We start from the raw sequence: 22,690 nt of genomic DNA, 5'->3' as shown, positions 1-22,690 counted from the left end.
CCGCACTATGCGGATGTAATCGATAGCAATCATCCTTGTACGTCTTGCCTGGAGCGCTGCCATGCGTCCTATCCTGTCTCTCCCCCTCTTGAACACCGTGTGCGCCATGCTGCTGTCGTCGGCATGCACCTTCGCCCTGGCGCAGGATCCGCCTGCCCGCGTGGGGCGCATTTCCACCGTCGAAGGGCAAGTGCTGGTGCGCGCCGGCGATGGCGAGGCGCAAAACGCCCTGCTGAACTGGCCCGTCACGACGGATAACCGCCTGAGCACCATGCGCGGCGCGCTGGCGGAATTGCGCGTGGGCGCGGCCGCCGTGCGCCTCGACGGCGATTCCGAGCTGGAAGTGAGCGAGCTCGATGACGACAGTTTCAAGCTGCACCTCGGCTATGGCACGGTCAGCGTGCGCGTGCGCAATCCCGATGCGCTGCGCGGCTTCGAGCTGACCACCGCCCAGGCCCGCGTGATCCTGACCCAGCCGGGCTGGGTGCGCATCGAGGCGGGGCGCCAGAGCGGCACCAGCGTCGTCAGCGTGCTCGACGGTGCGGCCGACGTGGATGGCGCGACGGGCAGCGTGACTTTGCGTGCCGGCCAGCGCGCGGAATTGACGGACGAGGACTTGCGCACGGGCGCCTTGCAGCGGATCGCGTTCGACAACTGGCCCGAAGCCTTGTCCGCCGCCGCGCCGGCCTTGCGCTATGTCACGGACGATACCACCGGCTATGAAGAGCTGGACCGCTACGGCGCCTGGCAGGACGATGCGCAATATGGTCCGCTGTGGCTGCCCAGCGCGGTGCCGGCTGGCTGGGCGCCGTACAGCGACGGGCGCTGGACGTGGATCGCGCCATGGGGCTGGACCTGGGTCGACAATGCACCGTGGGGCTACGCGCCCTCGCATTACGGCCGCTGGGTGCTGCTGGGCCAGCGCTGGGGCTGGGCGCCGGGGCGCGAGCGCGGCCGCGTACCTTGGGCCCCGGCCCTGGTGGGCTGGGTCGGCGGCCACCCCGGGACACACCATGAGCAGCGCCCCGGCGTGGGCTGGTTTCCCTTGTCGCCGCATGAGCGCTATGTGCCCGGCTACCGTGCCAGCGCGGAGTATGAACGCCGTATCAACCGCGTGGCCGAGGGGCGCCGCTCCGTGGTGGGTGAACGCGAACGCCGCGAGGGCATGACGATGCTGCCCGGCGAGCGTTTTGGCGGCTCGCGCACGGTCGACGTGCCGCGCCGCAACCGCACCAGCATGCCACCGCCCGTCCTGCAAAGCTTGCCCTTGAGCACGGCGCCTGCGCCGGCGGGCAACTGGCAGCGTCCCGTTGATGCGCCGCGCGGCGACAGGCCGCCCCGGCGCGACTGGGTCAATCGCCCCGGCCGCTTGCAGACGGACGATGGCCAGACGCACCTGGCGCCGCGTCCCATGCAGCCGAACCGGCAGCCCGTGCCGGCCCAGCCGCAGCAGCCGCCGATGCCGGCCCAGCCCTTGATGCCGGCAATGCCGGCCTTGCCGCCGGTACAAGACCAGGTGGGCCGCCCCGGGTGGCGTGGCGAAGAACGGCCGCGCGCCGAGCGGCCGCAGCCGCGTCCGGTCAGCGAACGCAGCGGGCCGCCACGTGAACGCAGTCATGACAGAGGCAATGAGCGCGGCAATCCCGGCCGCAATGGCCGGCTGCAGCAGGAAGCGGAGCGCTGACGGCCGTGTCGTCTGTCGCGCCGTATCGACGTTCAGGCCGCAAAAGGCGCAGTTCGTCACATACCGGAGGTAAAGCCGGCGTGGTTTGTCTACAGTACGACCACTGCTTTTCCTCCACGTCATGGCAGCGACTTTTCCGGCTATTTTGTCCAAACGAAATAGTTTTCGCCAGCTTACCCAGCTGGCTTTTTTTTTCCGTGCCCCTGGCGCCATGGCAGCGGGCGCAGGCGCTGCCAAAGTTGGCTACAATACGTCTTTGGCACTGACCGGCACTGATTGGATTTCCCATGCAAACGACCCCTCCCACCGAACACATCATTCCTCCCAGCGAATCGCTGATCGAATACCCGAGCGACTTTCCCATCAAGATCATGGGTCCGACGCACGTCGATTTCGCGCCCACCATGCTGGAACTGGTCATCAGCCATGATCCGACCTTCCACGAGGGCCGCATGGAAGAGCGTCCATCGCCCAAGGGCAATTACACGGGCCTGACCGTGACCGTGCGCGCCATCAGCCGCGAGCAGCTCGACGCCCTGTACATGGCGCTGTCGGGCCATCCGATGGTCAAGATCGTCATGTAAGGCTGGCTGCCGCCACGCTGGCCCGGCTCTTCGTGAGCAGCCAGACGGCGGCAAAGGCGCCACTGGCCCCTGCCGTCACCCACAGCAGGGGCTTTTCGCTGCCATCCGTGATGGCGGCGATGACGGCGCCGCAGACGGCCGTAATCGCCATCTGCACGAAGAAGAACAGGCCCGAGGCGCTGCCCGCCTGGGCGCCATACGGCTGCAGCACGGCCAACTGGCAGGCCGGAATGGCCATGCCCACCGACACCATCACCAGCAGCATCGGCGCCACCAGCGACGCGACATGCTGCGGTGCCAACGTGCCCGCCAGCAACAGGCTGGCCGCGCCCGCCACATTGATCAGCACCGCCACGCCCAGCATGTAATCGGCACCCAGGCGCGGCCCCAGGGCGCGGAACAGGCTCGATCCTACGATATAGCCGCTGACCGTCAGCGCGAACACCAGCGCATACGCGTGCGGCGACAGATGCATGCGCCTTTGTAACAGCACGGATGATTCCGCGATGAATGGGAAATACGTGCAATACACACAGCCGATGGCCAGCGTATAGCGCAGGAAATACGCGTCGCCCAGCAGGCGGCGGTACAGGGCCAGGGTATTGCCTTGGGGGACGGCGCCGGCCGGCCTGGTTTCCGGCACATACGCGGCGATCAGGCCCAGCGACAGCGCGCCCAGCAGGCACAGCACGCCAAACACGGCACGCCAGCCGAAGGCCGCGTCGAGCACGCTGCCGGCCAGCGGCGCCAGGATCGGCGACAAGCCCATCACCATCGATATTTTCCCCAGCATGCGCGCCTGCGTGGCGGCGTCAAACCGGTCGCGCACCATGACCCTGCCGATGATGGTGCCGCTGCAGCCGCCGAACGCCTGCAGCACGCGCGCGGCGATCAGCACGTGCACGTCGCTGGTGAAGGTGCAGACGATGCTGGCGAGCACAAAAATGCCCGTGCCGGCCAGCAGCACGGGGCGGCGGCCGTAACGGTCGGCCAGCGGCCCGCAAGCGAGCATCGAGGCGGCCGAGCCAGCCATGAACAGGCTCAGGGTAAGTTGCAACTGGGCATCGCTGGCCTGCAGGGCATCGGCCATGGCCGGCAGCGAAGGTAAATAGATGTCGATGCTGATGCGCGACAGGCAGACCAGCAGCAGCACGATGCTACCCCAGGCCCATACAGCGAGTTGTTTCTGCATTGTTTTACACGATCCTTGCAAACGTGCGCCCCGTTGGCGCACCGGAACGGTGAGAGTAGGATGGTTGTGGTGTAATGCGAAGTGCCAGTCATCAGAAAATTCATTGGACCACTTGGACGATCATCATGCCGCGAGGAAAATCACCGCACGCCCTGGACTTGCCGCGTCCCACCAGCTGGCTCGACAAGGCGGGCGTCAACAAGCAGGATGGCGCGTATGAAGCGCTGCGCTCGGCCATCCTGACGAAGATGCTGCCGGCGGGTAGCCGGCTGCCGTCCAGCCGCACCCTGGCCGAACGCTGGGAATTGTCGCGCGGCACCATCGAAACCGTGTTCGATCGCTTGCACGCGGAAGCCTATGTGACGCGCGTGCCCGGCTCCGGCACGCGCGTGTGCGCCGTGGTGCCGGAACGTTTTTTGATGGCAGGATTTACAGATACCACCCCGGTCGGGCCATTTTCCGAGCCGGTACCTTTGTCTGATACGGGCGTGCGCGACGGCTTGCCGTTCGTGGCGCGGCGCGCCGACGCCAGCCTGTTTCCCATGGCTGCCTGGTCCAAGTGCGCCACGCGGGCGCTGGCGGCCGCCACGCCGGAGCAGCTGTGCAGCGCCGATCCGGCCGGCCTGCTCCAGTTGCGCCAGCAGATCGCCGATTTTCTCGCCAAGTACCGCGGCATCCGCTGCGACCCGCAAGACATCGTTGTCACCACCGGCATCCGCCACGCGATCGACTTGCTGGCGCGCGGCATCGTGCGCGATGGCGACAAGGTTTGCCTGGAAGAACCGGGGTACCCGGCCGCGCGCGCCCTGTTCGCCCTGGCCGGCGCCGTGCCGGTGGACATTGCCGTCGACGCCGAGGGCATCGATTGCACCGCCCTGGCCGCGCACACCGACGCCTGCCTCGCGTATGTGACGCCGGCGCACCAGTCGCCGAAGGGCGTGACCATGTCCGTCACGCGCCGCCTGGCGTTATTGGAATGGGCGAACGACAGCGGCGCCTGGGTGGTGGAAGACGATTACGACAGCGAATTCAATTACCACAGCGCCCCGCTGGCGGCCCTGAAGGCGCTCGACCAGTATCAGCGCGTGATCTACTGTGGCAGTTTCAACAAGACCCTGTTTGCCGGCCTGCGCGTGGGCTTCATGGTGCTGCCGCCCGCCCTGCGACCGCCACTGCTGCGCATCGTGCAGTTGACGGGCCGCTCCGTGGGCGTGACGCAGCAGCTGGCGCTGGCTGCCTGGATGGAGGAAGGCGCTTTCGTGCGTCATTTGCGCCAGGCGCGCCTGGCCTACAAGGAGCGGCGCGACCTGCTGCTGGCTTGCCTGGAGCAGGTCGCCCCCGGCCGCTACACGATTTCAGGCCAGCAGGCGGGCTTTCATTGCGTGCTGTGGCTGCCGCCGGATGCCGACGAACGGGCGTTTTGCGCGCGCGCGGCGCAGGAGGGGCTGGCGCTGCAGCCGCTCGGCGACTTTTGCCATAGCGCCAGGCTGGCGCCGGCCGTGTTGCTCGGTTACACGGCGCTGAGTCTGGCCCAGGTGCGCCACGCTGCACAAAAATTGGGCAGATTGCTGCTGTTGCCCGCGCCCGGGGCTGAATGAAACGGCGGCCTGGCTTATAATCACGGCTTCGCCGCAGCGTCCGCAGGGCGCCGGCAGCTGATTACAGAATCTGTCATGACCACCACCCGCACCGAAACGGCGCTGATCCGCGAGCTGGGCCGCGTCGATTACGAGCCCACCTTTGCCGCCATGCGCGCCTTTACCGACGCGCGCACGACGGACACGCGCGACGAACTGTGGATCGTCGAGCATCCGCCCGTATTTACTTTGGGCCTGGCGGCCGACCGCGGCCATTTGCTGGCCGGCGCCGAGAATGTGCCCGTGGTGCAGACGGACCGGGGCGGCGAAGTCACCTTCCACGGCCCCGGCCAGGTGGTGATTTATCTGTTGATGGACTTGCGCCGCAACAAGCCGGGCGGCAAGCTGTATGCGCGCCAGTTCGTGCATAAAATCGAGCAAGCCATCATCAACGTGCTGGCGGCGTATAATCTTGCTGGCGAACGCATCGATGGCGCGCCTGGCATCTATATCGCCGGCGGACCAAGCAAGGGTGCGAAGATCGCCGCGCTGGGATTGAAAGTGCGCGGCAACGGCTGCACCTACCATGGCGTATCGCTCAACGTGGCGATGGACCTGGCGCCGTTTTCCTGGATTAACCCCTGCGGCTATTCCGGCCTGAAGACGGTGGACATGCGCAGCATGGGCGTGGTGGCGCCGCTGGCCGAGGTGCAGCGGGCCCTGGCCCATGAATTGACCGTATTACTCGATGTAAGCGAAGTAAACAGCGCCGCAGGCGCGCCTCAGGCAACGGATGCCTGAGCAAACAAACCAAACTTTGCCCCTCAAGGGCTTGCAGCCATGACTTCTGAGACCATTTCCAGCACCGCCCCCGCCGCGACCGCCGCTCCCGCGTACAACCCGAGCGAAAAGCAAAAAGGCGCCAGCAAGACGTCGCGCATCCCGATCAAGATCATTCCGATCGAGCAAGTCGAGCGCCTGAAAAAGCCGGACTGGATCCGCGTCAAGGCCGCATCGGCATCGACCCGTTTCTATGAAATCAAGGATATCCTGCGCGAAAACAAGCTCGTCACGGTGTGCGAGGAAGCCAGCTGCCCGAACATCGGCGAATGCTTCGGCAAGGGCACGGCCACCTTCATGATCATGGGCGACAAGTGCACGCGCCGCTGCCCGTTCTGCGACGTCGGCCACGGCCGTCCTGATCCGCTGGACAAGGAAGAGCCGTCCAACCTGTCGAAAACCATCGCCAAGCTGCGCTTGAACTACGTCGTCATCACCTCCGTCGACCGCGATGACTTGCGCGACGGCGGCGCCGGCCATTTCGTCGAGTGCATCCAGCAAACGCGCGCCCTGTCGCCGAACACCCGCATCGAAGTGCTGGTGCCCGACTTCCGTGGCCGCCTGGAAAAAGCCCTGCTGTTGTTCAAGGATGGCTTGCCTGACGTCATGAACCACAACCTGGAAACGGCGCCGCGCCTGTACAAGGAAGCGCGTCCCGGCTCCGACTACATGCACTCGCTGAAGCTGCTGAAAGACTTTAAAGCCATGTACCCGGACGTGAAGACCAAGTCCGGCATCATGGTGGGCCTGGGCGAGACGGACGAGGAAATTCTGCAAGTCATGCGCGACATGCGCGAGCACGACATCGACATGCTGACCATCGGCCAATACCTGGCGCCATCGAACAGCCACTTGCCCGTGCGCCGCTACGTGCACCCGGACGTGTTCAAAATGTTCGAAGCGGAAGCGTATAAAATGGGCTTCACCCACGCCGCCGTCGGCGCCATGGTGCGCAGCTCGTACCATGCGGATGAACAGGCGCACAGCGCCGGCGTGGAATCGGCGCTGAATTTCTAAGCCCTTTACGCCAGATCAAGGCCGCCCGCTCACGCTGGCGGCTTTTTTTTGCCTGTTCGTATCGTATGCGCACCATGCTGCCGAGCGTCCTATACTGGCAGGCTGACAAAGCATGGTGGACGAATCGGCTATGAGGTGACGCATGGACGTACGCATCGACGCATCGTGGAAGGCGCGGCTGGAAGGGGAATTCGCCCAGCCCTACTGGGAACGCCTGACGGCCTTCGTCAAGGCGGAATATGCGGCCGGGCCGTGTTGTCCTCCCGGTAAAACCATTTTTCGCGCGTTCGACCTGACGCCGTTCGAGCAGGTGAAAGTCGTGATCCTGGGGCAAGACCCATATCACACGCCCGGCGCGGCCATGGGCTTGTGCTTTTCCGTGCCGGACGGCCATCCGCCGCAGCCGAGCTTGCAAAACATTTTCAAGGAATTAGCCACGGATGTGGGCGTCGAGCGCACGCGCACGGATTTGTCCGACTGGGCCGAGCAAGGCGTGTTTTTGCTCAACAGCGTGCTGACGGTGCGCGCCGGGGCGGCCGGCTCGCATGCGGCCAAGGGCTGGGAAACGCTGACCGATAGCGCGATTGCCCATCTGTCCGCCGAGCGCGAGCACCTCGTGTTCCTCCTGTGGGGCGGCTATGCGCAAGCCAAGCGCAGCCTGATCGACCCCGGCAAGCACCTGGTGCTGGCGGCGCCGCACCCGTCGCCCTTGTCGGCCAGCAAAGGTTTCTTTGGCAGCAAGCCGTTCAGCCAGGCGAATGCGTATTTGCAGGCGCATGGCCAGACGCCCGTCGTCTGGGGCGATAGCTGATTCCTGAGACGGCAACCGACAGCGGCAGGCGTTGCTCCCTGCCGCTGTCTTCGCGCGACTTACAACACCTGGACAGAACCGTAGCGAGCGGATGTGCGGCGTGGCCGAGAAGCGCAGCTGTGCTTTAGCACAGTGAGCATCGGAGGCCGCGCCCCACGCCGCGCAGTAGGTACTGTCAGGTGTTAAAAGCTGGTGGACAGGCCGGCGTAGATGCTGCGGCGGGCGCCATACTGCGGCGCCCCCACGCCTACGCCGGAACCGTCGCGTAGCAGGTACGACTTGTCGAACAGGTTGATCAGGGCCAGTCGTCCTTCCACCTTGCCCACGGGCGTGTTCTTCCACGTATGCGTGAGCGCCGTGTTGACGGTGAAGTAGCTGGGCAAGTGGCCGGAATTCGGTGCGCCGCCGTCCGGGGTCATGCGCAGGCCGCTGCCGTACAGGAAGTCAGCGCTCACTTGCGAATCGCCAAAGTGATAATGGCCACCACCGGACAGCGTGTATTTCTGGTCATGATCGAGGTAGACATAGTGGGAGCTGATGTAGTTCAACTCATCAGCGCCAAACAGGGCTTGCCCCGAATTGATGTTGCGCCCCTGCGCCTTTTGCGTGCTGGCGTTGAGGAACAGGCCCCAGTTTTTCTCGCTGTAGATGGCGGATAATTCCAGGCCTTTGGCGTAGCCATCCGCATAGTTGAATGGCGTCAAAATCAATGCCTGGCCGAACTGGCCTTCATCCAGCAGGTTGTTAATCTTTTTATAGTACACATCGGCCGTCACGGTCAGTTTCGAACTCACCTGGTGGCTGATGCCCACGTCGTAGTAATGCGTGCGTTCGGCCTTGACGTTGTCCGACTGGCCGATTGCCGGCGCATTCGTCGTGTTGGCGTACAGGTCGATGCTGGCTTGCGCCGCCAGTTCCTGCGGTGGCGGCGTGAAGTAGCGCGAATAGCCCGCGTGCAGGGCCGTGCCCGGCGCGATTTTGTAGGCCAGATTCACGCGCGGGCTCCATTGCTGCTCGCTCGTGTAGGCCGAGACCTTGTCGAAGCGGGCGCCGTAATTCAGGGTCAGGGGTTTGCTGATATGCCATTCATCCTGCAGATAAAAGCTGGCCAGGGTGCCCGTCTTGCCGCTGTTGTCCAGCACCGTGATCGGCGTGCTGGACGTTTGCGCGCCGTCAATACTCGGGAAGACGGCCACCGTGTTGTTGCTGGTCGTCTTCTGGCGCGTATAGGCCAGGCCCGCGCGCACGGTGTGGTCCTGGTGCAGCTTGTAGCTGATGTCGAATTGCGCGCCGGAAGCGCTGTTGGCGCGGCGCGAGTCGGAAGCCACGCCGTTGTAGATCAGGTCGCCGATGGTGTCGGGCGTGAAGTGCAGTTCCGAATACTGGTGGAAGGCGGACACCTGGTAATTGATGTCGCCCAGGCTTTTTTGCAGGGACAGCACCAGAAAACGGTTCACTTCGCGCTGGTTTTCATTCAGCTGCGACGACGGTAACGTGGACGTGCCCGCCTGCGCATCGCTGTGGCCGTCAAGGGAAAATCCTGGCGCCTGGTTCGGGTTGTTCGGGATCTGGAAGCGGCCGTTGTAGGTGCCGAACATGGCGCCCAGGCGCGTATTGTCATCAAGGAAATACGACAGGTTGCCGAACGATTTGTTCTGGCGCGTCTTGTCGTGCAAGGCGCTGCGCGTGGCTTGCGGATTCTCCACGCCCAGCGCATTGCCCAGGTAGCTGCCGGACAGGTAGTAATTGAACTTGCCCACGCTGCCGAAAAATTCGGCACTCGGTTCCACGTGGTCGTGGCTGCCGAGCATGATGCCGATGCGCCCGCCAGGCGTCAGTCCGCCCTCCTTCGTTTCAATATCGACGATGCCCGCCGTGCGCAGGCCGAACTGGGCCGGCAAGGCGCCCGTCATGAAATCGGTCTTGTCGATCAGCCGCGTGTCGATCGACTGGCCAAAGCCGCTGATGCTTTCCGGCAGTTGCACGCCATTGATGCGGTATTGCACGTTGGCATGGTCATCGCGCACGTGCAGGGCGCCGGAGCCCTTCGAATCCTGCGACACGCCAGGCAGGCGCAGCAGTACCTCATTGAAGGGCGTGTTGTCGCCCTGGCCCAGCATGTCAACCATATGGCTGTCGATGCTGTAGATGGTGGTGCCGACTTTCGGCGACAGCTCGATGCGCGCGCTTTTCAAATGGGCGGAGGTGACTTCGACCTTTTGCATGTCTTGCGGGACAGCATCGGTATTGGCCTCGGCAGGCTCGGCGGCATGGGCGGAAAAGCTGAACAGGCTGGCAAGGGCGAGCGACAGCGCGCTCAGACGTGGAGTGTGTTGCATGGTAAACCTCGAAAATAGTCAACGCCAGGCGGCCCGGCGCGCATACGGAGGACGCGGCGCGCGGCGGTGCAGCCTGAAAAAGGAAAAACGGCGTGGGAACTACAGTGAGGCGGCAGGCGGGCCGCGCACGGGCGGCAGGATGAGGGCGGCGGCGGGCGCCAGGGTAGCGGGTGCGATGGCCAGCAAGCGGTACGGCAATAACTGGGCCGGCGGCGCGGTGATGGCCGGCGGCACGGCGAGATCGGCCACCTTGTCGATGACCGTGGCGCACAGCGCGCACTCTTCCGCGTCGAGCGTCGTCTTGTGCAGGTGCGAGGCGGCCGTCGACAGCAGGAACACGAGGGCCAGCGCACTGAACAGGGCCACGCACAGCTGCCACGGCGTGTGCGCGAGGGCGGACGCCGTGTAAGGCTTGCGGGATGGCTGGCGGGAAGACATGGGCGCATAGTAGCAAGAAAATCGCCCCGCTGTCAGCGCTTGTTGCGTGATTTTCGCCAGAGCGCGCTTACAGGGTGGCGCGCAGCTCGCGCGGCGACAGGCCGTAGTGCTGGCGGAAACGGGCCGCGAAGCGCGATGGCGAGGCGTAGCCGCAGGCGGCCGCGATGTCGCCGATGGGTAAGATGCCCGATTGCAATTCCTGCAAGGCCAGTCCCAGGCGCACGTCTTCCAGGATGGCGCGGAAGTGACGCTGTTCCAGGGCCAGCTGGCGGCGCAGGGTCGAGGCACCCAGGTGCAGCTTCGACGCCACCTTGGCCACGCTCCAGTCGGCGCCCGGGTCCAGCAGCAGCACTTGCTGCACGCGCGCGGCTAGCGGATCGCGGCGGTCCAGCAGCAGCGGGCCGCAATGGCCGCCCAAGGCCAGGGCCAGCAGCAAGCCTTCCGCCTGGTGCGCCAGCAGCGCGGGCGGTGTGTTACTCGCCAGGCTGGCCGTCAGCTGGTCCCAGGCGAGCGCCGCGTGCACGTCGAGCGGCACGCACAGGCTGGCCGTGGTGGCCTGGCGCAGCTGGGTATCGACGAGGCCGCCATGGCGCGCGCGGAAACGGGCGATCAGGGCGGGTGAAAAACTCAGCACTTCCGCCCGGTAGCCTTGCGCGCCGGGCAGGTTGGCCACGCCCAGCTCCTGTCCCGCCGGCATCAGCACCACGTCGTGCGTGCCGGCGCGGGCCTGGCGCGCGCCCCATTCCAGCAGCTTGGTTCCGTGCCGCACGCGGCATAGGGCGCTCTGGAAGACGGGCACGCGGCGCAGGGTTTGCGCGCGGCGCGCCTCGATGGTGCCGTGCGCGATGCGCAGCTCGCTCAGGGCCACCGCTTCCATGTCATCGGCCATACAGTCCTGTCAGCTGCGCTTTGCCCAGCGCATTGGCGTTGAGCATGTAACCGAGCATGGCGCCGCTGGCGTGCTGGTCCAGTGGCAGCTTGTCCACGCTCAATGCCCAGACCGTGAGCTGGTAGCGGTGCGCCTTGTCGCCCGGTGGCGGACAGGCGCCGCCGTAGGCGCTGTCGCCGTAATCGTTGCGTCCTTGCACGGCGCCGGCCGGCAAGGTGGACGTGGTCGTTCCCGCAGCCAGGGACGTGGTGCTGGTCGGGATATTGAACACGCTCCAGTGCCACCAGCCGCTGCCCGTGGGCGCGTCCGGGTCGTACACGGTGACGGCATAGCTTTTGGTGCCGGCTGGCTCATCGTGCCACGACAATTGCGGCGCCAGGTTGCCGCCCGTGCAGCCGAAGCCCTGAAATACTTGCGCGCTCGCCAGGGTCTGGCCAGGGGCGATGTCGGCGCTCGTGAGCGTGAAATCGGCGGCGTGGGCACCCAAATGCAGAGCCAGGCCCAGCATGACGGCGAGGAAGCGGGAGGCGGTCATAATTTTCCTTTCGATAAGTATAGGGGAAAGTGTATGTCGCGCAACATAACGCCGCGATGCCGATGCGCTCGCTGATGGTGCCGAAACGCTCGTTTTTATCTGAATCCGCCGTTGCCATGAGCGTGTTGTTCGCTGTGAGGCCGATTGTGTTTGTCTTTCATGCTATCGTTTCGCAGCCCAAATTTCCCAAAGTGTCCATGTCCCAACGCTCGATCAAGTGGTTGTTCACCAAGCTGCACCTGTATGCGGGGCTGTGGTTCGGCGCCCTGTTCGTCCTCTTGGGCTTGACGGGTTCCGCCATCGCCTGGATGCCGGAGCTCGACGCGTATCTGAATCCGAATTTGTTGCAGGCGAGCACGCCCGTGCCTGGCCAGGTGTTCCAGGTGACGCCACGCACGCTGCAGGCCGTGGTGGACACTCTTGCGGCCGACCCCGCCTACGGCAAGCCGAGCCAGCTCAATCCGCCCGCCGATGCGCGCGACGTCTACGTGGCTTCGTACCGCCAGGCGGGCAAGCCGTCCCCCTTCAGCCAGGCCATCGTGCGCCAAGTGATGGTCGACCCCTATACCTTGCAAGTGAAAGGCGAGCGCGACTGGGGCCGTTTCGGCCTCACGCGCCCGCTGCTGATGTCGGGCATGTTTCATTTGCACCGCTATGTATTGTCGGGTGAGGTGGGCAAGACCATCACTGGAGTTTCCGGCGTGATGCTGCTGCTGATGGCGCTGAGCGGCATCTATCTGTGGTGGCCGCGCCTGCACTGGACGGCGATCAAGCGCGCCCTGACGGTGTCGCATGGCGGCTCCTGGCCGCGTTTTCATTACACCTTGCACAAGGCGGCCGGCTTCTTTGCCGCGCCCGTGCTGGCCGTGCTGGCCTTTTCCGGCATCTATTTCAATTTGCCGCAATTGATCGTGCCGCTGGTGGATCTGGTATCGACGGTGCCGGACACGGCAAAACTGAAAAATGTGGCGCAGGATGGCGCCCTGCTCGATGCGGGCCAGGCCATGGCCGCCGCGCAGCGGCTGTATCCGCAGGCGCGCGTGTCGCGCATCGGGCTGCCAGCGAAACAGGACCAGCCGTACGAGATCCGCGTGCGCCAGCCTGACGAAATCGCCGAGGGCGACGGCGCCACGCGCATCACCCTGGACGCGCGCAGCGGCTTGCCCTTGCGCATACGCGATCCCTTGCGGGCGCCGGCCGGAGACGTTTTCCTGGGCTGGCAATTCCCCCTGCATTCGGGGCAGGCGTTCGGCCTGGCCGGGCGCAGTTTCATGACGGTGTTCGGCCTGATGCCGCTGCTGTTCCTGCTGACGGGCAGTCTGGTGTGGTGGAAACGGCGGCGCAGCCGGAAATAAGCGGCCGTCAAACCGATGTGGGGAAAGTTGCTATCATCATAGTATTTTCCGGCAGATCCGCTGTCCGGACTCACCCGCACAAGGACCCGCATGAGCCATCCCGACATCACCGTAGCAATGTTAAATGAACGCGGCACAGGCCGCTTGCCCGGCCACCTGGGCATCGTCATCACGGCCGTGGGCGACGGCCAGCTGACGGCGGAATTGCCCGTGCTGCCCCACCTGCTGGCGCCGAACGGCTATCTGCACGCGGGCAGCGTGGTGACCCTGGCCGACACGGCGTCCGGCTATGGCTGCATCGTCAACCTGCCCGAGGGCGCGAACAACTTCACCACCATCGAGCTCAAATCGAACCACCTGGGCACGGTCCGCGAAGGCACGCTCACCTGCACGGCGAAAGTCGAGCACAAGGGCCGCAACACGCAAGTGTGGGATGCCGTGGTGAAAAACAAGGAAACGGGCAAGACGATTGCCCTGTTCCGCTGCACGCAGATGATTCTGTATCCCAGATAAGCTTACATTTTTACCCAGTTACCTTTATACAAAACCGGCCCTGTCGGTCCGTTCGGATTCGGCGAACCGCCTTTCGGCTCCAGGGTGACGGCCAGCAGGGCCACGTCGCTGCCGATGGCGCGCTGCGACAGGGCCAGTTTTATATTGCCCTTGCCGGCCAGCAAGCCCAAGGAGCGGGGGTTGCCGCTCTTCGGCACGGCCCACAGTTCCAGGTCGCGATCAGCAGGCACGGGGGCGTTGCCCAGCATGCGCACCTCGAGCGCGCCGTGGCGGCTATCGGCCGTCAGCAGCAGGGCCGTTTGCGCTTTCTCGTCCGTCAGGCTGGCGACATAGCTGATTTGCGGCGCGTCCAGCATGCGCGTGGCCACGACGATCACCAGCAAGGCGGCGATGGCGCTCGAGGCCAGGCCCAGACCACGCCAGAACGACAGCGCATCGCGCCATAGCGACCAGCCGCCCTGCGGCGCCAAGTGCAGGCGCTGCTCGATCTGCTGCCAGACGCGCTTTGGCGGCGCCACGGGCGTGGCGAATTCCGCCATCGGTTCCAGGCGCTGGCGCCATTCGGCCGTGATATTGCGCAAATCGGCGTCGTTGTGCAGCCAGCCTTCGAAACGCCGCCGCGCGCCCCCTTTCAAGGTGCCCAGTACGTATTCGGACGCCAGTTTCTGGCGCAGGCTGTCATTGCCGCGGATATTCATGATGCCTCCCGTTTCGCCAGGCACGTGCGCAGCCGGTCCAGGCTGCGACGTATCCAGGTTTTCACGGTGCCGATCGGCAGCGACATCTGCTGCGCCACTTCGCTGTGCGACAGGTCGTGATAGAACGCCAGGGCGACCACCTGCCGGTGCAGCCCTTCCAGGGCCGACATGCAAAACGCCAGCGCCTTGGCGTCACCGCTCATCTGCAGTGATTCGATCGGCGTGGCCTGGGGGTCTCGCAGTGCATTCATGACTTCGCTATCAAACTGTTCGGCATCGATTTCCACGCTATCGTCGCTACGCCGCAGCACATCGAACGCCTTGTTGCGCACGATGGTGGCCATCCAGGTCATCGGCGCGGCCAGATGGCTCTGGTAAGTGGCGGCGTTGTTCCAGATGGCGACGAAACCCTCTTGCAAGGCTTCTTCAGCGAGCTCTTGCTTATGCAATATACGCAGCGCGAAGCCAAACAGTTTCGATGAGGTGGAGTTATATAGCTGACGGAACGCGGTGGCGTCCTTGTTGCCGGCGGCGAGCAGCCAGGTTTTCAGTTGTTGCGGGTCGAGCGATTGAGCGGCGAGGGACACGGCTGGCCTTCACAAGGGGATGGGGATCACGCAAGGGAAGGTTATAACAGCTTGGCAACACCTGGCAACAGGGTTTTGTGCGGTGCTGGGGACTGAATCAGCCGGCGATGGCCTTTTCCAGGAGTTTATGCAGTTCGGCAAACTCGGGCTTGCCCACGTAGCGCTTGAGGATCTTGCCCTGCTTGTCGAGCACGAAGGTGGTGGGCGTGAGGGCCACGTCGCCATAGGCCTTGGCCGCCTCGCCCGTCACGTCGAGCGCCACCTTGAACGGCAACTGGCGCGTTTCGGCGAAATTGAGCACGTAGTTGGCCGGATCGTATTTCATGGCCACGGCCACGAATTCCAGGCCCTGCCCCTTGTACTTGTTGTAGGTATCGATCATCTCCGGCATTTCCGCCACGCACGTGGTGCAGGAAGTGGCCCAGAAATTGACCATCACGACCTTGCCGCGCAAACTGCTTGACGTGATTTTCTCGCCATGGATGCCGTGGAAGGTCACGTCCGGCGCGCTTTGCTTGTCATTCAGCGACAGATAGCCGACTGCCGCCACGCCCGCCACGAAGACGGCGATCAGGGCTGGCTTGATCCAGGACTTGCTTGCGGAGGGCGAAGTTGACATGGCGAAGTTTCACTAATGTTGAGCAACGATGCGGCCATTATAGTCGCATCATCACTCAGGCGCCGTAGGCCGGATGGGGGAGGACCTTATTGCTGGACCGTATCGCTGACCGTGTTCGTCGTGCGCTGCTGCGGCGGATCGGGCTGCAATTGTTTCAATTCCGCTTCCGAAATGTAGTCGAACAGCTTGACCACTTTCTGTACGCCGCCCACGCCGCGCGCCACATCGGCCGCGACCGTGCCTTCGCGCTGGGTAACGCGGCCCATCAGGAAGACGGTGCCGTTTTCCGTGACGACCTTGAACGAGGCGGCCGAGATGGTTTTCATGTCGACCAGGCTGGCCTTGACCTTGGCCGTGATCAGCGCGTCGTTCGAGCGCGAGGTGTAGCTGGCCGGGCCGGCGATGATCAGTTCATTGGCCACCGATTCCACGCCCTCGATATTGCGCACTTCACGTTCGACGGCATTTTTCATCGCATCGTCGCGCACTTCGCCCGTCAGCAGGACGCGGCGGTTGAAGCTGGTGACATTCACATGGCCGGCATCGCCGACGATGGAGGGGATGCGCGACTCGCCTTTCAGGGCGATCGACTTGTCTTCGGTCTGCGCGCCCAGGGTGCGGCGGTCCGCTGCGGCAACGCCGCCCATCACTGCGCCGCCGACCATCAGTTCGATGCAGCCGGTGAGCGAGGTGAGCATGGCGCCGCACAGCAGTGCGGTAGCCAATGGGCGTTGTACGCGTTTCCAGCCTGGGCCAGTACCGAATTTAGTCATTCACGTCTCCTCCGAATAGCGCGACGTCGATGCCGTCGCAGATGCAATGTATGGTAGTCAGATGGACTTCCTGGATGCGCGCCGTGCGCTCGGCCGGCACGCAGATATGCACGTCGGCGTCCGTCAGCACCTTGCCGATGGCGCCGCCGTCCCTGCCCGTCAGCGCCACGACGCGCATTTCGCGCTCGAGCGCCGCTTCCACGGCGGCCAGCACGTTGGCCGAATTGCCCGACGTGGAGATGGCCAGCAAGATGTCGCCGGCCTGGCCGAAGGCCTGCACCTGCTTCGAGAAAATCTCGCGGTAGCTGTAATCGTTCGCCACGGCCGTCAGGATCGAGGTGTCCGTCGTCAGCGCCAGGGCCGGCAGCGGAAAGCGCTCGCGTTCGAAGCGTCCCACCAGCTCGGCCGCGAAGTGCTGGCAGTCGGCGGCGGAACCGCCGTTGCCGCAGGCGAGGATCTTGTTGCCGTTGGACAATGCATAAAACATCAGGTCGATCGCCTGCGCAATGGGTGGCGCCAGCACGGTAGCGGCCTGGATCTTGAGTTCGGCACTTTCGTGAAAGTGCGAGAGGATGCGTTGATTATTCATAGTCTGCCGATTATAGTGCAGGCACGCGGCATGGCGGACAAGCACTGTTAAAAATGCTTACATATCGAGGATGTTCTGCAGCCAGCTGATGTGCCCGCCATCGATGGCCAGCGCGTCGAAGCGGCACGGCGGCAAAGTCTTTTGCCCCTGCAGCCAGGTTTGCGCGGCCACCACCATGCGCCGCTGCTTGGCTGGCGTGATGCTGGCCAGGGCGCCGCCGCAGGCTGCACTGCTGCGTAGCCGTACTTCGACGAAAACGATGCAGGCGCCATCGCGCATGATCAGGTCCAGCTCGCCTCCCTTGCACAGATAATTGCGTTGCAGCAGCACCAGGCCTTGCAGCAGCAGATACGCGAGCGCATCGTCTTCTCCCTGCCGTCCCCGTTCCCGTTTGTTCCAGAAAGCGAAGGGCGGCATGGCGCATGTCCTTACTGTACCGGTGGCGTGGCCGGCGTGACCGGCGGCCAAGTGCCCAGCACGCCCTGCTGGTAGGTGGCGGCCTGTTCCGTGCGTTCGAACACGCTTTGATCATCGTCAAAGCGCACGGCCAGACGGCCCGTCACGCCATCGAGCGTGAACGGCGTGTTCGGGCGCAACGCCACTTCGCGGGCCACGCGGAAGGCATCGATGCCCAGCGCATACAGGCGTTCCATGTCGGCCGTCAGACGGCGTTCGGCAGGCTGCGGCGGCTGTGGATACACCATCACTTGCGGATGGTCGCGCTGGACTTGCCATGGCAAGTCCAGCAGGCGCGCGCCGTCGAGCTCGGGGCCGCTGGCGCCGCGCCCGGCGCCGGGATTCAAGGATGAGGTGCCATACAGGGGCAGATCGCTGCCGATGGCCACGCGCAGCTGGCGCGCCTGGTCGGCGTCGAGCGCGACAAACAGCAGGCCCGGCGGCGTCGCGGCCAGGCGCGCGCGCAGCTGCACCAGTTCCGCATCGCTCAGGTAGCCGTTCGTGGCCGTCAAGTCCATCACATCGACTTTGCCGCCTTGGCGCAGCCATTCCTGCTTGAAGGCGGCGCTGATGCGGCGCTGCGAGGGCGCACCGGCCGACAGGATCAGCGCGCTGGCGCCCGGCTGTTCGCTGGCGGCCCAGGCGGCGACCTGGCGCGCTTCCGCCTCGATCGACAGGCCCATCACCAGCAGCTTGGCCGGCAGGCGCGCCTCGCCGCGATTGTCCGGGTGGTTCAGGGCAATCGTTGGTTTACGTACCAGGTCGCTATTCGCCACGGCCGTGACGGCCGAGCGCGACAAAGGCCCGACGACGACGTCCTGTTCCTCTTGCGCTTGCGCAAACTTGTTCAGCACGTCGCTGCTGCCGTCGCCCGTGTCGATCACCGTCACTTCAAAGCCGCTGCGGTCGCGCTCGTACGCGGCCATGAAGCCGGCGCGCAGCAGTTCGGCGGCCGGGCCCAGGGACGCCGAGCGCAGCGGCAGCAGCAGGCCGATGTGGTGGACCTTGCCGTCGGACGGCGCCGGCGCCGTGGCGGCCGGCATGTCCTGCGGCGTGCCCGTCGCCGGCTTGGTGGTGATGGGAGACAATGGGGCGCCGTTGCCGTCGTACGCGGTAATATCGGGCACGGCCACGGCAAACGTCACCGGTTCGGGCGCGGGCGGCTTGGGCGGCACAGGCGGCGCCCGCGGCGTCGGTGGCGGCAGCGCTCTTGTGTTAGATTCAATAGGCGCGCACAATTGCCCGGGCGCGTCGCAAGGCGTGCTGCAAGCGCTCAGCATGCCGGTCGCGGCACAAACAAGCAGTAACTTCACACTATTAGCAAGCATTCAACCTCCAAAATGACCGTACAAGAAATCAGTTCCATCGCCAGCCTGCCCATCATGACAGAGGCGGCGCACCAGGTCTATCCTATCGCAACATTGTATATAGTGGCCACGCCGATCGGCAATGTGACCGATATCAGCCTGCGCGCGCTGCATTTGCTGAGCATTGCCGATGCCGTCGCCTGTGAAGATACGCGCAACACGGCGCACCTGCTGACGCGCTTTGGCTTGAACAAGCCGCTAATTGCGGCGCATCAACATAACGAACGCGAAGTGGCGCAAACCCTGATCGCCCGCCTGCACGCCGGCGAGCGCATCGCCCTCGTCTCCGACGCGGGCACGCCGGCCGTGTCCGACCCGGGCGCGCGCATCGTCGACGCCGTGCGCGCGGCCGGCTTGCGCGTCCTGCCCCTGCCCGGTCCGTCGGCGGCCATCACCGCCATTTCCGCCAGCGGCTTGTTGAATGACCAGTTTTACTTCGTCGGTTTCCTGCCGGCGAAGGCCAAGCAGCGCGAAAACATCTTGCACAGCCTGCGCGGCGTGACGGCGACGATGGTGTTTTATGAAGCGCCGCACCGCATCCTCGATTGCGCCACGGCTTTGGTGGAAGCGTTCGAGCCCACGCGCCAGGTGGTGTTCGCGCGCGAACTGACGAAAATGTTCGAAGAAATCCACCGCTGTCCCCTGTCCGAAGCGGAAAGCTGGATCCGTGCCGACGCGCACCGCGAAAAGGGAGAATTCGTCGTGCTGCTCGAAGGCGCGACGGAGGCGCAGGACGCGGAAGACGTGGAAGCGGAACGCATCCTGAACATCTTGCTGGCCGAATGCAGCGTCAAGCAGGCGGCGAACTTGACGGCGCAGATCACGGGCCGCAAGAAGAATGCGCTGTATGAGCGGGCGTTGCAGTTGAAGGGGCAGGAATAGGCTGCTCTCTGCATGCCCGGTGATGATTGTTAGGTAACTACCACTTGCAGCCGCTATCCTTCTTGTCGAGCAACATCAGCACGGGCGCCAGCAAGCCTGCGCCTGAATAGGCGCTGCGGCAGTCGCCGCGCTTGCCTTGCGCGATATCGCGCGCCAACTGGGTTTCCGTTTGCAGCGGCTTGTCGGGGATTTGCCCCACGGCCGTGCCTACCTTGGACGGGTCGCGTTCGCCGGCCATCTTGCGCGCCGTCTTCCTGGCCGCTTCCATGTCGAACTTTGGCGTCTCTTGCCTGAAGGTATCGGTACTGGCCGCTGGCGTGGCCGGTACCACCGTGATGGCTTGCGGGCTGGCCGCTGGCGCCGTGGCCGCCGCTGGCGTTTCCCTGGCCGTGGCGAGTCTCGGCTTGCTGACGGGTTTTGCTTCGCGCTTCGGCTTGATGACCTCGACAGGCGGTGGGGGCGGCTTGGCGGCCAGCGGACGTATCCACACGGCGATCGACTCCACGCGCGGCGCCGTGTCCGGCGGGACAGGCGGCTGCACATGGCGCCATAGATAGATCAAGGCGCCATGCAGCAGCAAGGATACGGCTATGCCCAGCGCGATGCTGCGGCGATGCGGCAAGGGCTGGCCACCGCCGCTTCCGCCGTTTCTTTCCATACTGAAATCCATTGCCGTCGTCGCCTTCATGTCTGATCGGGAAAACTTGCAAACCGAGTGTCGCATATTTCATGCATGTTGAAAAATACAGGGCTTCCAGTGCCGCGCGTAAATAATTTACGCAGAGTTTCACCTGACCCTTGACCGAAGTCGATACGGCCTGTATTATCTTGGTCTTCGGAGTGTGGCGCAGCCCGGTAGCGCACCTGGTTTGGGACCAGGGGGTCCAAGGTTCGAATCCTTGTACTCCGACCAAATTTGTAGAAAAAAACCCAAGAGTTTCGGCTCTTGGGTTTTTTTTCGTCTGTACGGTTTACGTACGGCTGGCGTAGGTCGGGTTAGCGCACAGCGCGTAACCCGACAACATTGTTGGCCATGTCTCTGGTGGCGTCGGATTACGCGCTTGCGCGCTAATCCGACCTACCTCAAACAGCGGCGCGTTTCGCCGCGATGGCGTTGCCAGCCCGGCTCGATCCCTTGCGGCCCAGCTGCTGCGAGATGAACTGCCCCGCATCGACCACCAGGTCCAGGTCGATGCCTGTGTCTATCCCCAGCCCCTGCATCATGTACAGCACGTCCTCGGTGGCCACATTGCCGGTGGCGCCCTTGGCGTACGGGCAGCCGCCCAGGCCCGAGACGGACGAGTGATAGATCGCGATACCCGTTTCCAGGCTGGCGTAGATGTTCGCCAGCGCCTGGCCGTAGGTATCGTGGAAGTGGCCGGACAGGCCGCCCACGTGAAAAGCCGCAATCGCGCGCTGCATCACCGCCTGCGTTTTGCGTGGCGTGGCCACGCCGATGGTGTCGGCGATGTCGATCTCGTCGCAACCGAGGTCGCGCATGCGGCCCACCACGTCGGCCACGGCGTCCAGCGGCACTTCCCCCTGGTAGGGGCAGCCGAAGGCGCAGCTGATGCTGCCGCGCAGGCGCAGGCCGTGTTCCTTGGCCGCCTTCGCCACGCCTTCGAAGCGGGCGATCGATTCGGCGATCGAGCAGTTGATGTTCTTTTGCGAGAACGCCTCGGAAGCGGAGCCGAAGATCACCACTTCATCGACTTTCGCCGCCAGCGCCGCTTCGAAACCCTGCATGTTCGGCGTCAGCGACGAATAAATGGTACCAGCGCGGCGCGCGATTTTCTCCATCACTTCCGCGCTGGTGGCCATTTGCGGCACCCATTTTGGCGAGACGAACGACGCCGCCTCGATATTGGCGAAGCCGGCCAGGGTCAGGCGGTTGACCAGTTCGATCTTGACGGCGGCGCTGATGGTGTCCTTTTCGTTTTGCAGGCCGTCGCGCGGACCCACCTCGACGATCTTGACCTGTTTCGGCAAATGCGGTTGATTGCTCATCTCAATATCCTTGCAAACGGTTGACGATGCCGGCGACAGAGTCTCCGGCGTGCAGGCGGCGCATCTTGGCGGCGATCTGCGCCACGCTTTCGCGGCGCAGGGTGGCCGCCGAAATATGCGGCGTGATGGTGATGCGGGGTTCTTGCCAGAACGGGTGCTGCTGCGGCAGCGGCTCGTTGCGGAACACGTCGAGGGTCGCCCCGGCGATATGCCCGGAGCGGATCAGTGTCAATAAATCCGGTTCGGCGAGATGCGCGCCGCGCGCCACGTTGATGACGTAGGCGCCCGGCAGCAGCATCGACAGGCGCGTGCGGTCGAGCAGGTTGTGCGTCTCCGGCGTGAGCGGCAGCATGCACACCAGCACGCGCGTGCCGCGCAAGAATGCTTCGAGCCCCTCTTCGCCTGAGTAGCACTCGACGCCATCGAGCTGCTTGCGGCTGCGGCTCCAGCCGCGCAGCGGAAATTCGAATTGCGCCAGCGCTTGCAGCACGCGCGTGCCCAGCACCCCCATGCCCAGCACGCCGACGGGGAAATCCATCTTGTCGAACGCGGGCAGCGGCTGCCAGATGCCGGCGCGGCCCTGCGCCTCGTAGTCGTCGAAGCGGCGGAAGTGGCGCAGCACGGCGTGGCTCACATACTCGGCCATCTGCACGCCCATGCCCGCGTCATCGAGGCGTACCAGCGGCACGTGCGCGGGCAGCGCCTCGCCAAATTTCAACAGCGCGTCGACGCCGGCGCCCGTGTTGAAGATGGCTTTGACGTTGGCCAGCGCGGGCAGCATGGCGGCGGGCGGCTGCCACACGACGGCATAGTCGCACGGCGCGAACGTGTCGCCTTCGCGCCAGAAAACAATTTCGGCTTCGGGCAGCAAGTCTTTGAAATCGGCAATCCACGCCGCTTGCTTGCCGTCCGAGCGTTGTAACAGGATGCGCATGTGC

Annotated in this window: 24 protein-coding genes and 1 tRNA gene; 10 read left to right on the top strand and 15 right to left on the bottom strand. The window is 64.5% G+C overall.

Translation table 11 applies throughout. The features are described from left to right. Positions 1 to 61 precede the first annotated feature (61 nt). The gene (locus C8C92_RS01305; protein ID WP_133250682.1) at positions 62 to 1,684 is read left to right on the top strand and encodes a DUF6600 domain-containing protein; all 1,623 of its coding nucleotides are present in this window, start codon (positions 62 to 64) and stop codon (positions 1,682 to 1,684) included. 287 nt (positions 1,685 to 1,971) lie between these two features. Beyond that, positions 1,972 to 2,268 (top strand): DUF493 family protein, encoded by a 297-nt coding sequence (locus C8C92_RS01300; RefSeq protein ID WP_096232782.1) that lies wholly within the window; start codon positions 1,972 to 1,974, stop codon positions 2,266 to 2,268. Here C8C92_RS01300 and C8C92_RS01295 read toward each other — a convergent pair. Continuing rightward, positions 2,261 to 3,460, bottom strand: coding sequence for a multidrug effflux MFS transporter (locus C8C92_RS01295; protein ID WP_116742816.1), 1,200 nt, complete (start codon positions 3,458 to 3,460; stop codon positions 2,261 to 2,263). The genes C8C92_RS01300 and C8C92_RS01295 overlap by 8 nt on opposite strands. A gap of 125 nt (positions 3,461 to 3,585) precedes the next feature. On the opposite strand from C8C92_RS01295, the gene C8C92_RS01290 reads away from it, so the two are divergent. The 4 genes from C8C92_RS01290 (at position 3,586) to ung (ending at position 7,705) form a co-directional block, all read left to right on the top strand. Further along, positions 3,586 to 5,058 carry a PLP-dependent aminotransferase family protein gene (locus C8C92_RS01290; RefSeq protein ID WP_116742815.1) on the top strand — a complete coding sequence of 491 codons (1,473 nt, stop codon included), beginning with the start codon at positions 3,586 to 3,588 and terminating at the stop codon, positions 5,056 to 5,058. Between the two features lie 75 nt (positions 5,059 to 5,133). Beyond that, positions 5,134 to 5,838: a lipoyl(octanoyl) transferase LipB gene (gene lipB / locus C8C92_RS01285; RefSeq protein ID WP_099761341.1), complete on the top strand. Its 705-nt coding sequence runs from the start codon at positions 5,134 to 5,136 to the stop codon at positions 5,836 to 5,838. A 39-nt stretch (positions 5,839 to 5,877) separates the two neighbouring features. Further along, positions 5,878 to 6,894: a lipoyl synthase gene (gene lipA / locus C8C92_RS01280; protein ID WP_099761344.1), complete on the top strand. Its 1,017-nt coding sequence runs from the start codon at positions 5,878 to 5,880 to the stop codon at positions 6,892 to 6,894. 142 nt (positions 6,895 to 7,036) lie between these two features. Next, positions 7,037 to 7,705: a uracil-DNA glycosylase gene (gene ung, locus C8C92_RS01275; protein WP_116742814.1), complete on the top strand. Its 669-nt coding sequence runs from the start codon at positions 7,037 to 7,039 to the stop codon at positions 7,703 to 7,705. A gap of 182 nt (positions 7,706 to 7,887) precedes the next feature. On the opposite strand, the gene C8C92_RS01270 is transcribed toward ung, so the two are convergent. The 4 genes from C8C92_RS01270 to C8C92_RS01255 form a co-directional block, all read right to left on the bottom strand. Continuing rightward, positions 7,888 to 10,044, bottom strand: a complete 2,157-nt coding sequence (locus C8C92_RS01270; protein ID WP_099761349.1) for a TonB-dependent receptor — start codon at positions 10,042 to 10,044, stop codon at positions 7,888 to 7,890. A gap of 99 nt (positions 10,045 to 10,143) precedes the next feature. Beyond that, entirely contained in the window at positions 10,144 to 10,482 is a 339-nt protein-coding gene (locus C8C92_RS01265) for a hypothetical protein (protein WP_099761352.1), read from the bottom strand. A gap of 67 nt (positions 10,483 to 10,549) precedes the next feature. Further along, positions 10,550 to 11,371 carry a helix-turn-helix transcriptional regulator gene (locus C8C92_RS01260; RefSeq protein WP_207780957.1) on the bottom strand — a complete coding sequence of 274 codons (822 nt, stop codon included), beginning with the start codon at positions 11,369 to 11,371 and terminating at the stop codon, positions 10,550 to 10,552. Next, positions 11,361 to 11,906, bottom strand: coding sequence for a YbhB/YbcL family Raf kinase inhibitor-like protein (locus tag C8C92_RS01255; RefSeq protein WP_116742813.1), 546 nt, complete (start codon positions 11,904 to 11,906; stop codon positions 11,361 to 11,363). Before C8C92_RS01255 ends, C8C92_RS01260 begins: the two co-directional genes overlap by 11 nt. A 197-nt stretch (positions 11,907 to 12,103) precedes the next feature. Between C8C92_RS01255 and C8C92_RS01250 the strand changes: the two genes are divergently transcribed. Beyond that, positions 12,104 to 13,261, top strand: coding sequence for a PepSY-associated TM helix domain-containing protein (locus tag C8C92_RS01250; protein WP_116745802.1), 1,158 nt, complete (start codon positions 12,104 to 12,106; stop codon positions 13,259 to 13,261). Positions 13,262 to 13,351: 90 nt separating this feature from the next. After that, positions 13,352 to 13,774, top strand: a complete 423-nt coding sequence (locus tag C8C92_RS01245) for a PaaI family thioesterase (protein WP_116742812.1) — start codon at positions 13,352 to 13,354, stop codon at positions 13,772 to 13,774. Positions 13,775 to 13,776: 2 nt separating this feature from the next. On the opposite strand, the gene C8C92_RS01240 is transcribed toward C8C92_RS01245, so the two are convergent. The 7 genes from C8C92_RS01240 to C8C92_RS01210 all read right to left on the bottom strand — a co-directional run bounded on the left by C8C92_RS01240 (position 13,777) and on the right by C8C92_RS01210 (position 18,671). Continuing rightward, positions 13,777 to 14,472: an anti-sigma factor gene (locus tag C8C92_RS01240; protein ID WP_116742811.1), complete on the bottom strand. Its 696-nt coding sequence runs from the start codon at positions 14,470 to 14,472 to the stop codon at positions 13,777 to 13,779. Next, positions 14,469 to 15,059 (bottom strand): sigma-70 family RNA polymerase sigma factor, encoded by a 591-nt coding sequence (locus tag C8C92_RS01235; protein WP_099761362.1) that lies wholly within the window; start codon positions 15,057 to 15,059, stop codon positions 14,469 to 14,471. Before C8C92_RS01235 ends, C8C92_RS01240 begins: the two co-directional genes overlap by 4 nt. A 97-nt stretch (positions 15,060 to 15,156) precedes the next feature. Continuing rightward, positions 15,157 to 15,678 carry a TlpA disulfide reductase family protein gene (locus tag C8C92_RS01230; protein WP_116742810.1) on the bottom strand — a complete coding sequence of 174 codons (522 nt, stop codon included), beginning with the start codon at positions 15,676 to 15,678 and terminating at the stop codon, positions 15,157 to 15,159. Between the two features lie 86 nt (positions 15,679 to 15,764). Further along, positions 15,765 to 16,451 (bottom strand): BON domain-containing protein, encoded by a 687-nt coding sequence (locus C8C92_RS01225; protein ID WP_116742809.1) that lies wholly within the window; start codon positions 16,449 to 16,451, stop codon positions 15,765 to 15,767. After that, the gene (locus C8C92_RS01220; RefSeq protein WP_099761370.1) at positions 16,444 to 17,040 is read right to left on the bottom strand and encodes a phosphoheptose isomerase; all 597 of its coding nucleotides are present in this window, start codon (positions 17,038 to 17,040) and stop codon (positions 16,444 to 16,446) included. Before C8C92_RS01220 ends, C8C92_RS01225 begins: the two co-directional genes overlap by 8 nt. 57 nt (positions 17,041 to 17,097) lie before the next feature. Further along, positions 17,098 to 17,457 (bottom strand): YraN family protein, encoded by a 360-nt coding sequence (locus C8C92_RS01215; protein WP_099761373.1) that lies wholly within the window; start codon positions 17,455 to 17,457, stop codon positions 17,098 to 17,100. A gap of 11 nt (positions 17,458 to 17,468) precedes the next feature. Then, a complete protein-coding gene (locus C8C92_RS01210) occupies positions 17,469 to 18,671 on the bottom strand; it encodes a penicillin-binding protein activator (protein ID WP_116742808.1) in 1,203 nt (400 codons plus the stop codon). Positions 18,672 to 18,836: 165 nt separating this feature from the next. On the opposite strand from C8C92_RS01210, the gene rsmI reads away from it, so the two are divergent. After that, positions 18,837 to 19,745 (top strand): 16S rRNA (cytidine(1402)-2'-O)-methyltransferase, encoded by a 909-nt coding sequence (rsmI, locus tag C8C92_RS01205; protein ID WP_096232747.1) that lies wholly within the window; start codon positions 18,837 to 18,839, stop codon positions 19,743 to 19,745. Between the two features lie 37 nt (positions 19,746 to 19,782). Here the strand turns inward: rsmI and C8C92_RS01200 are convergent, their stop codons facing one another. Next, positions 19,783 to 20,403, bottom strand: a complete 621-nt coding sequence (locus C8C92_RS01200) for a hypothetical protein (protein WP_133250681.1) — start codon at positions 20,401 to 20,403, stop codon at positions 19,783 to 19,785. Positions 20,404 to 20,581: 178 nt separating this feature from the next. Here C8C92_RS01200 and C8C92_RS01195 point away from each other — a divergent pair. After that, positions 20,582 to 20,658: transfer RNA gene (locus C8C92_RS01195), tRNA-Pro, on the top strand. A gap of 170 nt (positions 20,659 to 20,828) precedes the next feature. Here C8C92_RS01195 and C8C92_RS01190 read toward each other — a convergent pair. Next, positions 20,829 to 21,752: a hydroxymethylglutaryl-CoA lyase gene (locus tag C8C92_RS01190; RefSeq protein WP_116742806.1), complete on the bottom strand. Its 924-nt coding sequence runs from the start codon at positions 21,750 to 21,752 to the stop codon at positions 20,829 to 20,831. Between the two features lies 1 nt (position 21,753). Continuing rightward, positions 21,754 to 22,686: a glyoxylate/hydroxypyruvate reductase A gene (locus C8C92_RS01185; RefSeq protein ID WP_099761386.1), complete on the bottom strand. Its 933-nt coding sequence runs from the start codon at positions 22,684 to 22,686 to the stop codon at positions 21,754 to 21,756. Positions 22,687 to 22,690: the final 4 nt, after the last annotated feature.

It is taken from the genome of Janthinobacterium sp. 78 (assembly GCF_003096775.1).
Lineage (GTDB): Bacteria > Pseudomonadota > Gammaproteobacteria > Burkholderiales > Burkholderiaceae_D > Janthinobacterium > Janthinobacterium tructae.
The sequence above is the reverse complement of the archived record's forward strand: the minus strand, read 5'-3'. Positions and strand labels throughout refer to the sequence as shown.

Bases quoted from the DNA above. Each gene is read 5' to 3' on its own strand.
- C8C92_RS01305 (WP_133250682.1), top strand. From the start codon at position 62: ATGCGTCCTATCCTGTCTCTCCCCCTCTTGAACACCGTGTGCGCCATG.
- C8C92_RS01300 (WP_096232782.1), top strand. From the start codon at position 1,972: ATGCAAACGACCCCTCCCACCGAACACATCATTCCTCCCAGCGAATCG.
- C8C92_RS01295 (WP_116742816.1), bottom strand. From the start codon at position 3,460: ATGCAGAAACAACTCGCTGTATGGGCCTGGGGTAGCATCGTGCTGCTG.
- C8C92_RS01290 (WP_116742815.1), top strand. From the start codon at position 3,586: ATGCCGCGAGGAAAATCACCGCACGCCCTGGACTTGCCGCGTCCCACC.
- lipB (WP_099761341.1), top strand. From the start codon at position 5,134: ATGACCACCACCCGCACCGAAACGGCGCTGATCCGCGAGCTGGGCCGC.
- lipA (WP_099761344.1), top strand. From the start codon at position 5,878: ATGACTTCTGAGACCATTTCCAGCACCGCCCCCGCCGCGACCGCCGCT.
- ung (WP_116742814.1), top strand. From the start codon at position 7,037: ATGGACGTACGCATCGACGCATCGTGGAAGGCGCGGCTGGAAGGGGAA.
- C8C92_RS01270 (WP_099761349.1), bottom strand. From the start codon at position 10,044: ATGCAACACACTCCACGTCTGAGCGCGCTGTCGCTCGCCCTTGCCAGC.
- C8C92_RS01265 (WP_099761352.1), bottom strand. From the start codon at position 10,482: ATGTCTTCCCGCCAGCCATCCCGCAAGCCTTACACGGCGTCCGCCCTC.
- C8C92_RS01260 (WP_207780957.1), bottom strand. From the start codon at position 11,371: ATGGCCGATGACATGGAAGCGGTGGCCCTGAGCGAGCTGCGCATCGCG.
- C8C92_RS01255 (WP_116742813.1), bottom strand. From the start codon at position 11,906: ATGACCGCCTCCCGCTTCCTCGCCGTCATGCTGGGCCTGGCTCTGCAT.
- C8C92_RS01250 (WP_116745802.1), top strand. From the start codon at position 12,104: ATGTCCCAACGCTCGATCAAGTGGTTGTTCACCAAGCTGCACCTGTAT.
- C8C92_RS01245 (WP_116742812.1), top strand. From the start codon at position 13,352: ATGAGCCATCCCGACATCACCGTAGCAATGTTAAATGAACGCGGCACA.
- C8C92_RS01240 (WP_116742811.1), bottom strand. From the start codon at position 14,472: ATGAATATCCGCGGCAATGACAGCCTGCGCCAGAAACTGGCGTCCGAA.
- C8C92_RS01230 (WP_116742810.1), bottom strand. From the start codon at position 15,678: ATGTCAACTTCGCCCTCCGCAAGCAAGTCCTGGATCAAGCCAGCCCTG.
- C8C92_RS01225 (WP_116742809.1), bottom strand. From the start codon at position 16,451: ATGACTAAATTCGGTACTGGCCCAGGCTGGAAACGCGTACAACGCCCA.
- C8C92_RS01220 (WP_099761370.1), bottom strand. From the start codon at position 17,040: ATGAATAATCAACGCATCCTCTCGCACTTTCACGAAAGTGCCGAACTC.
- C8C92_RS01215 (WP_099761373.1), bottom strand. From the start codon at position 17,457: ATGCCGCCCTTCGCTTTCTGGAACAAACGGGAACGGGGACGGCAGGGA.
- rsmI (WP_096232747.1), top strand. From the start codon at position 18,837: ATGACCGTACAAGAAATCAGTTCCATCGCCAGCCTGCCCATCATGACA.
- C8C92_RS01200 (WP_133250681.1), bottom strand. From the start codon at position 20,403: ATGGAAAGAAACGGCGGAAGCGGCGGTGGCCAGCCCTTGCCGCATCGC.
- C8C92_RS01190 (WP_116742806.1), bottom strand. From the start codon at position 21,752: ATGAGCAATCAACCGCATTTGCCGAAACAGGTCAAGATCGTCGAGGTG.
- C8C92_RS01185 (WP_099761386.1), bottom strand. From the start codon at position 22,686: ATGCGCATCCTGTTACAACGCTCGGACGGCAAGCAAGCGGCGTGGATT.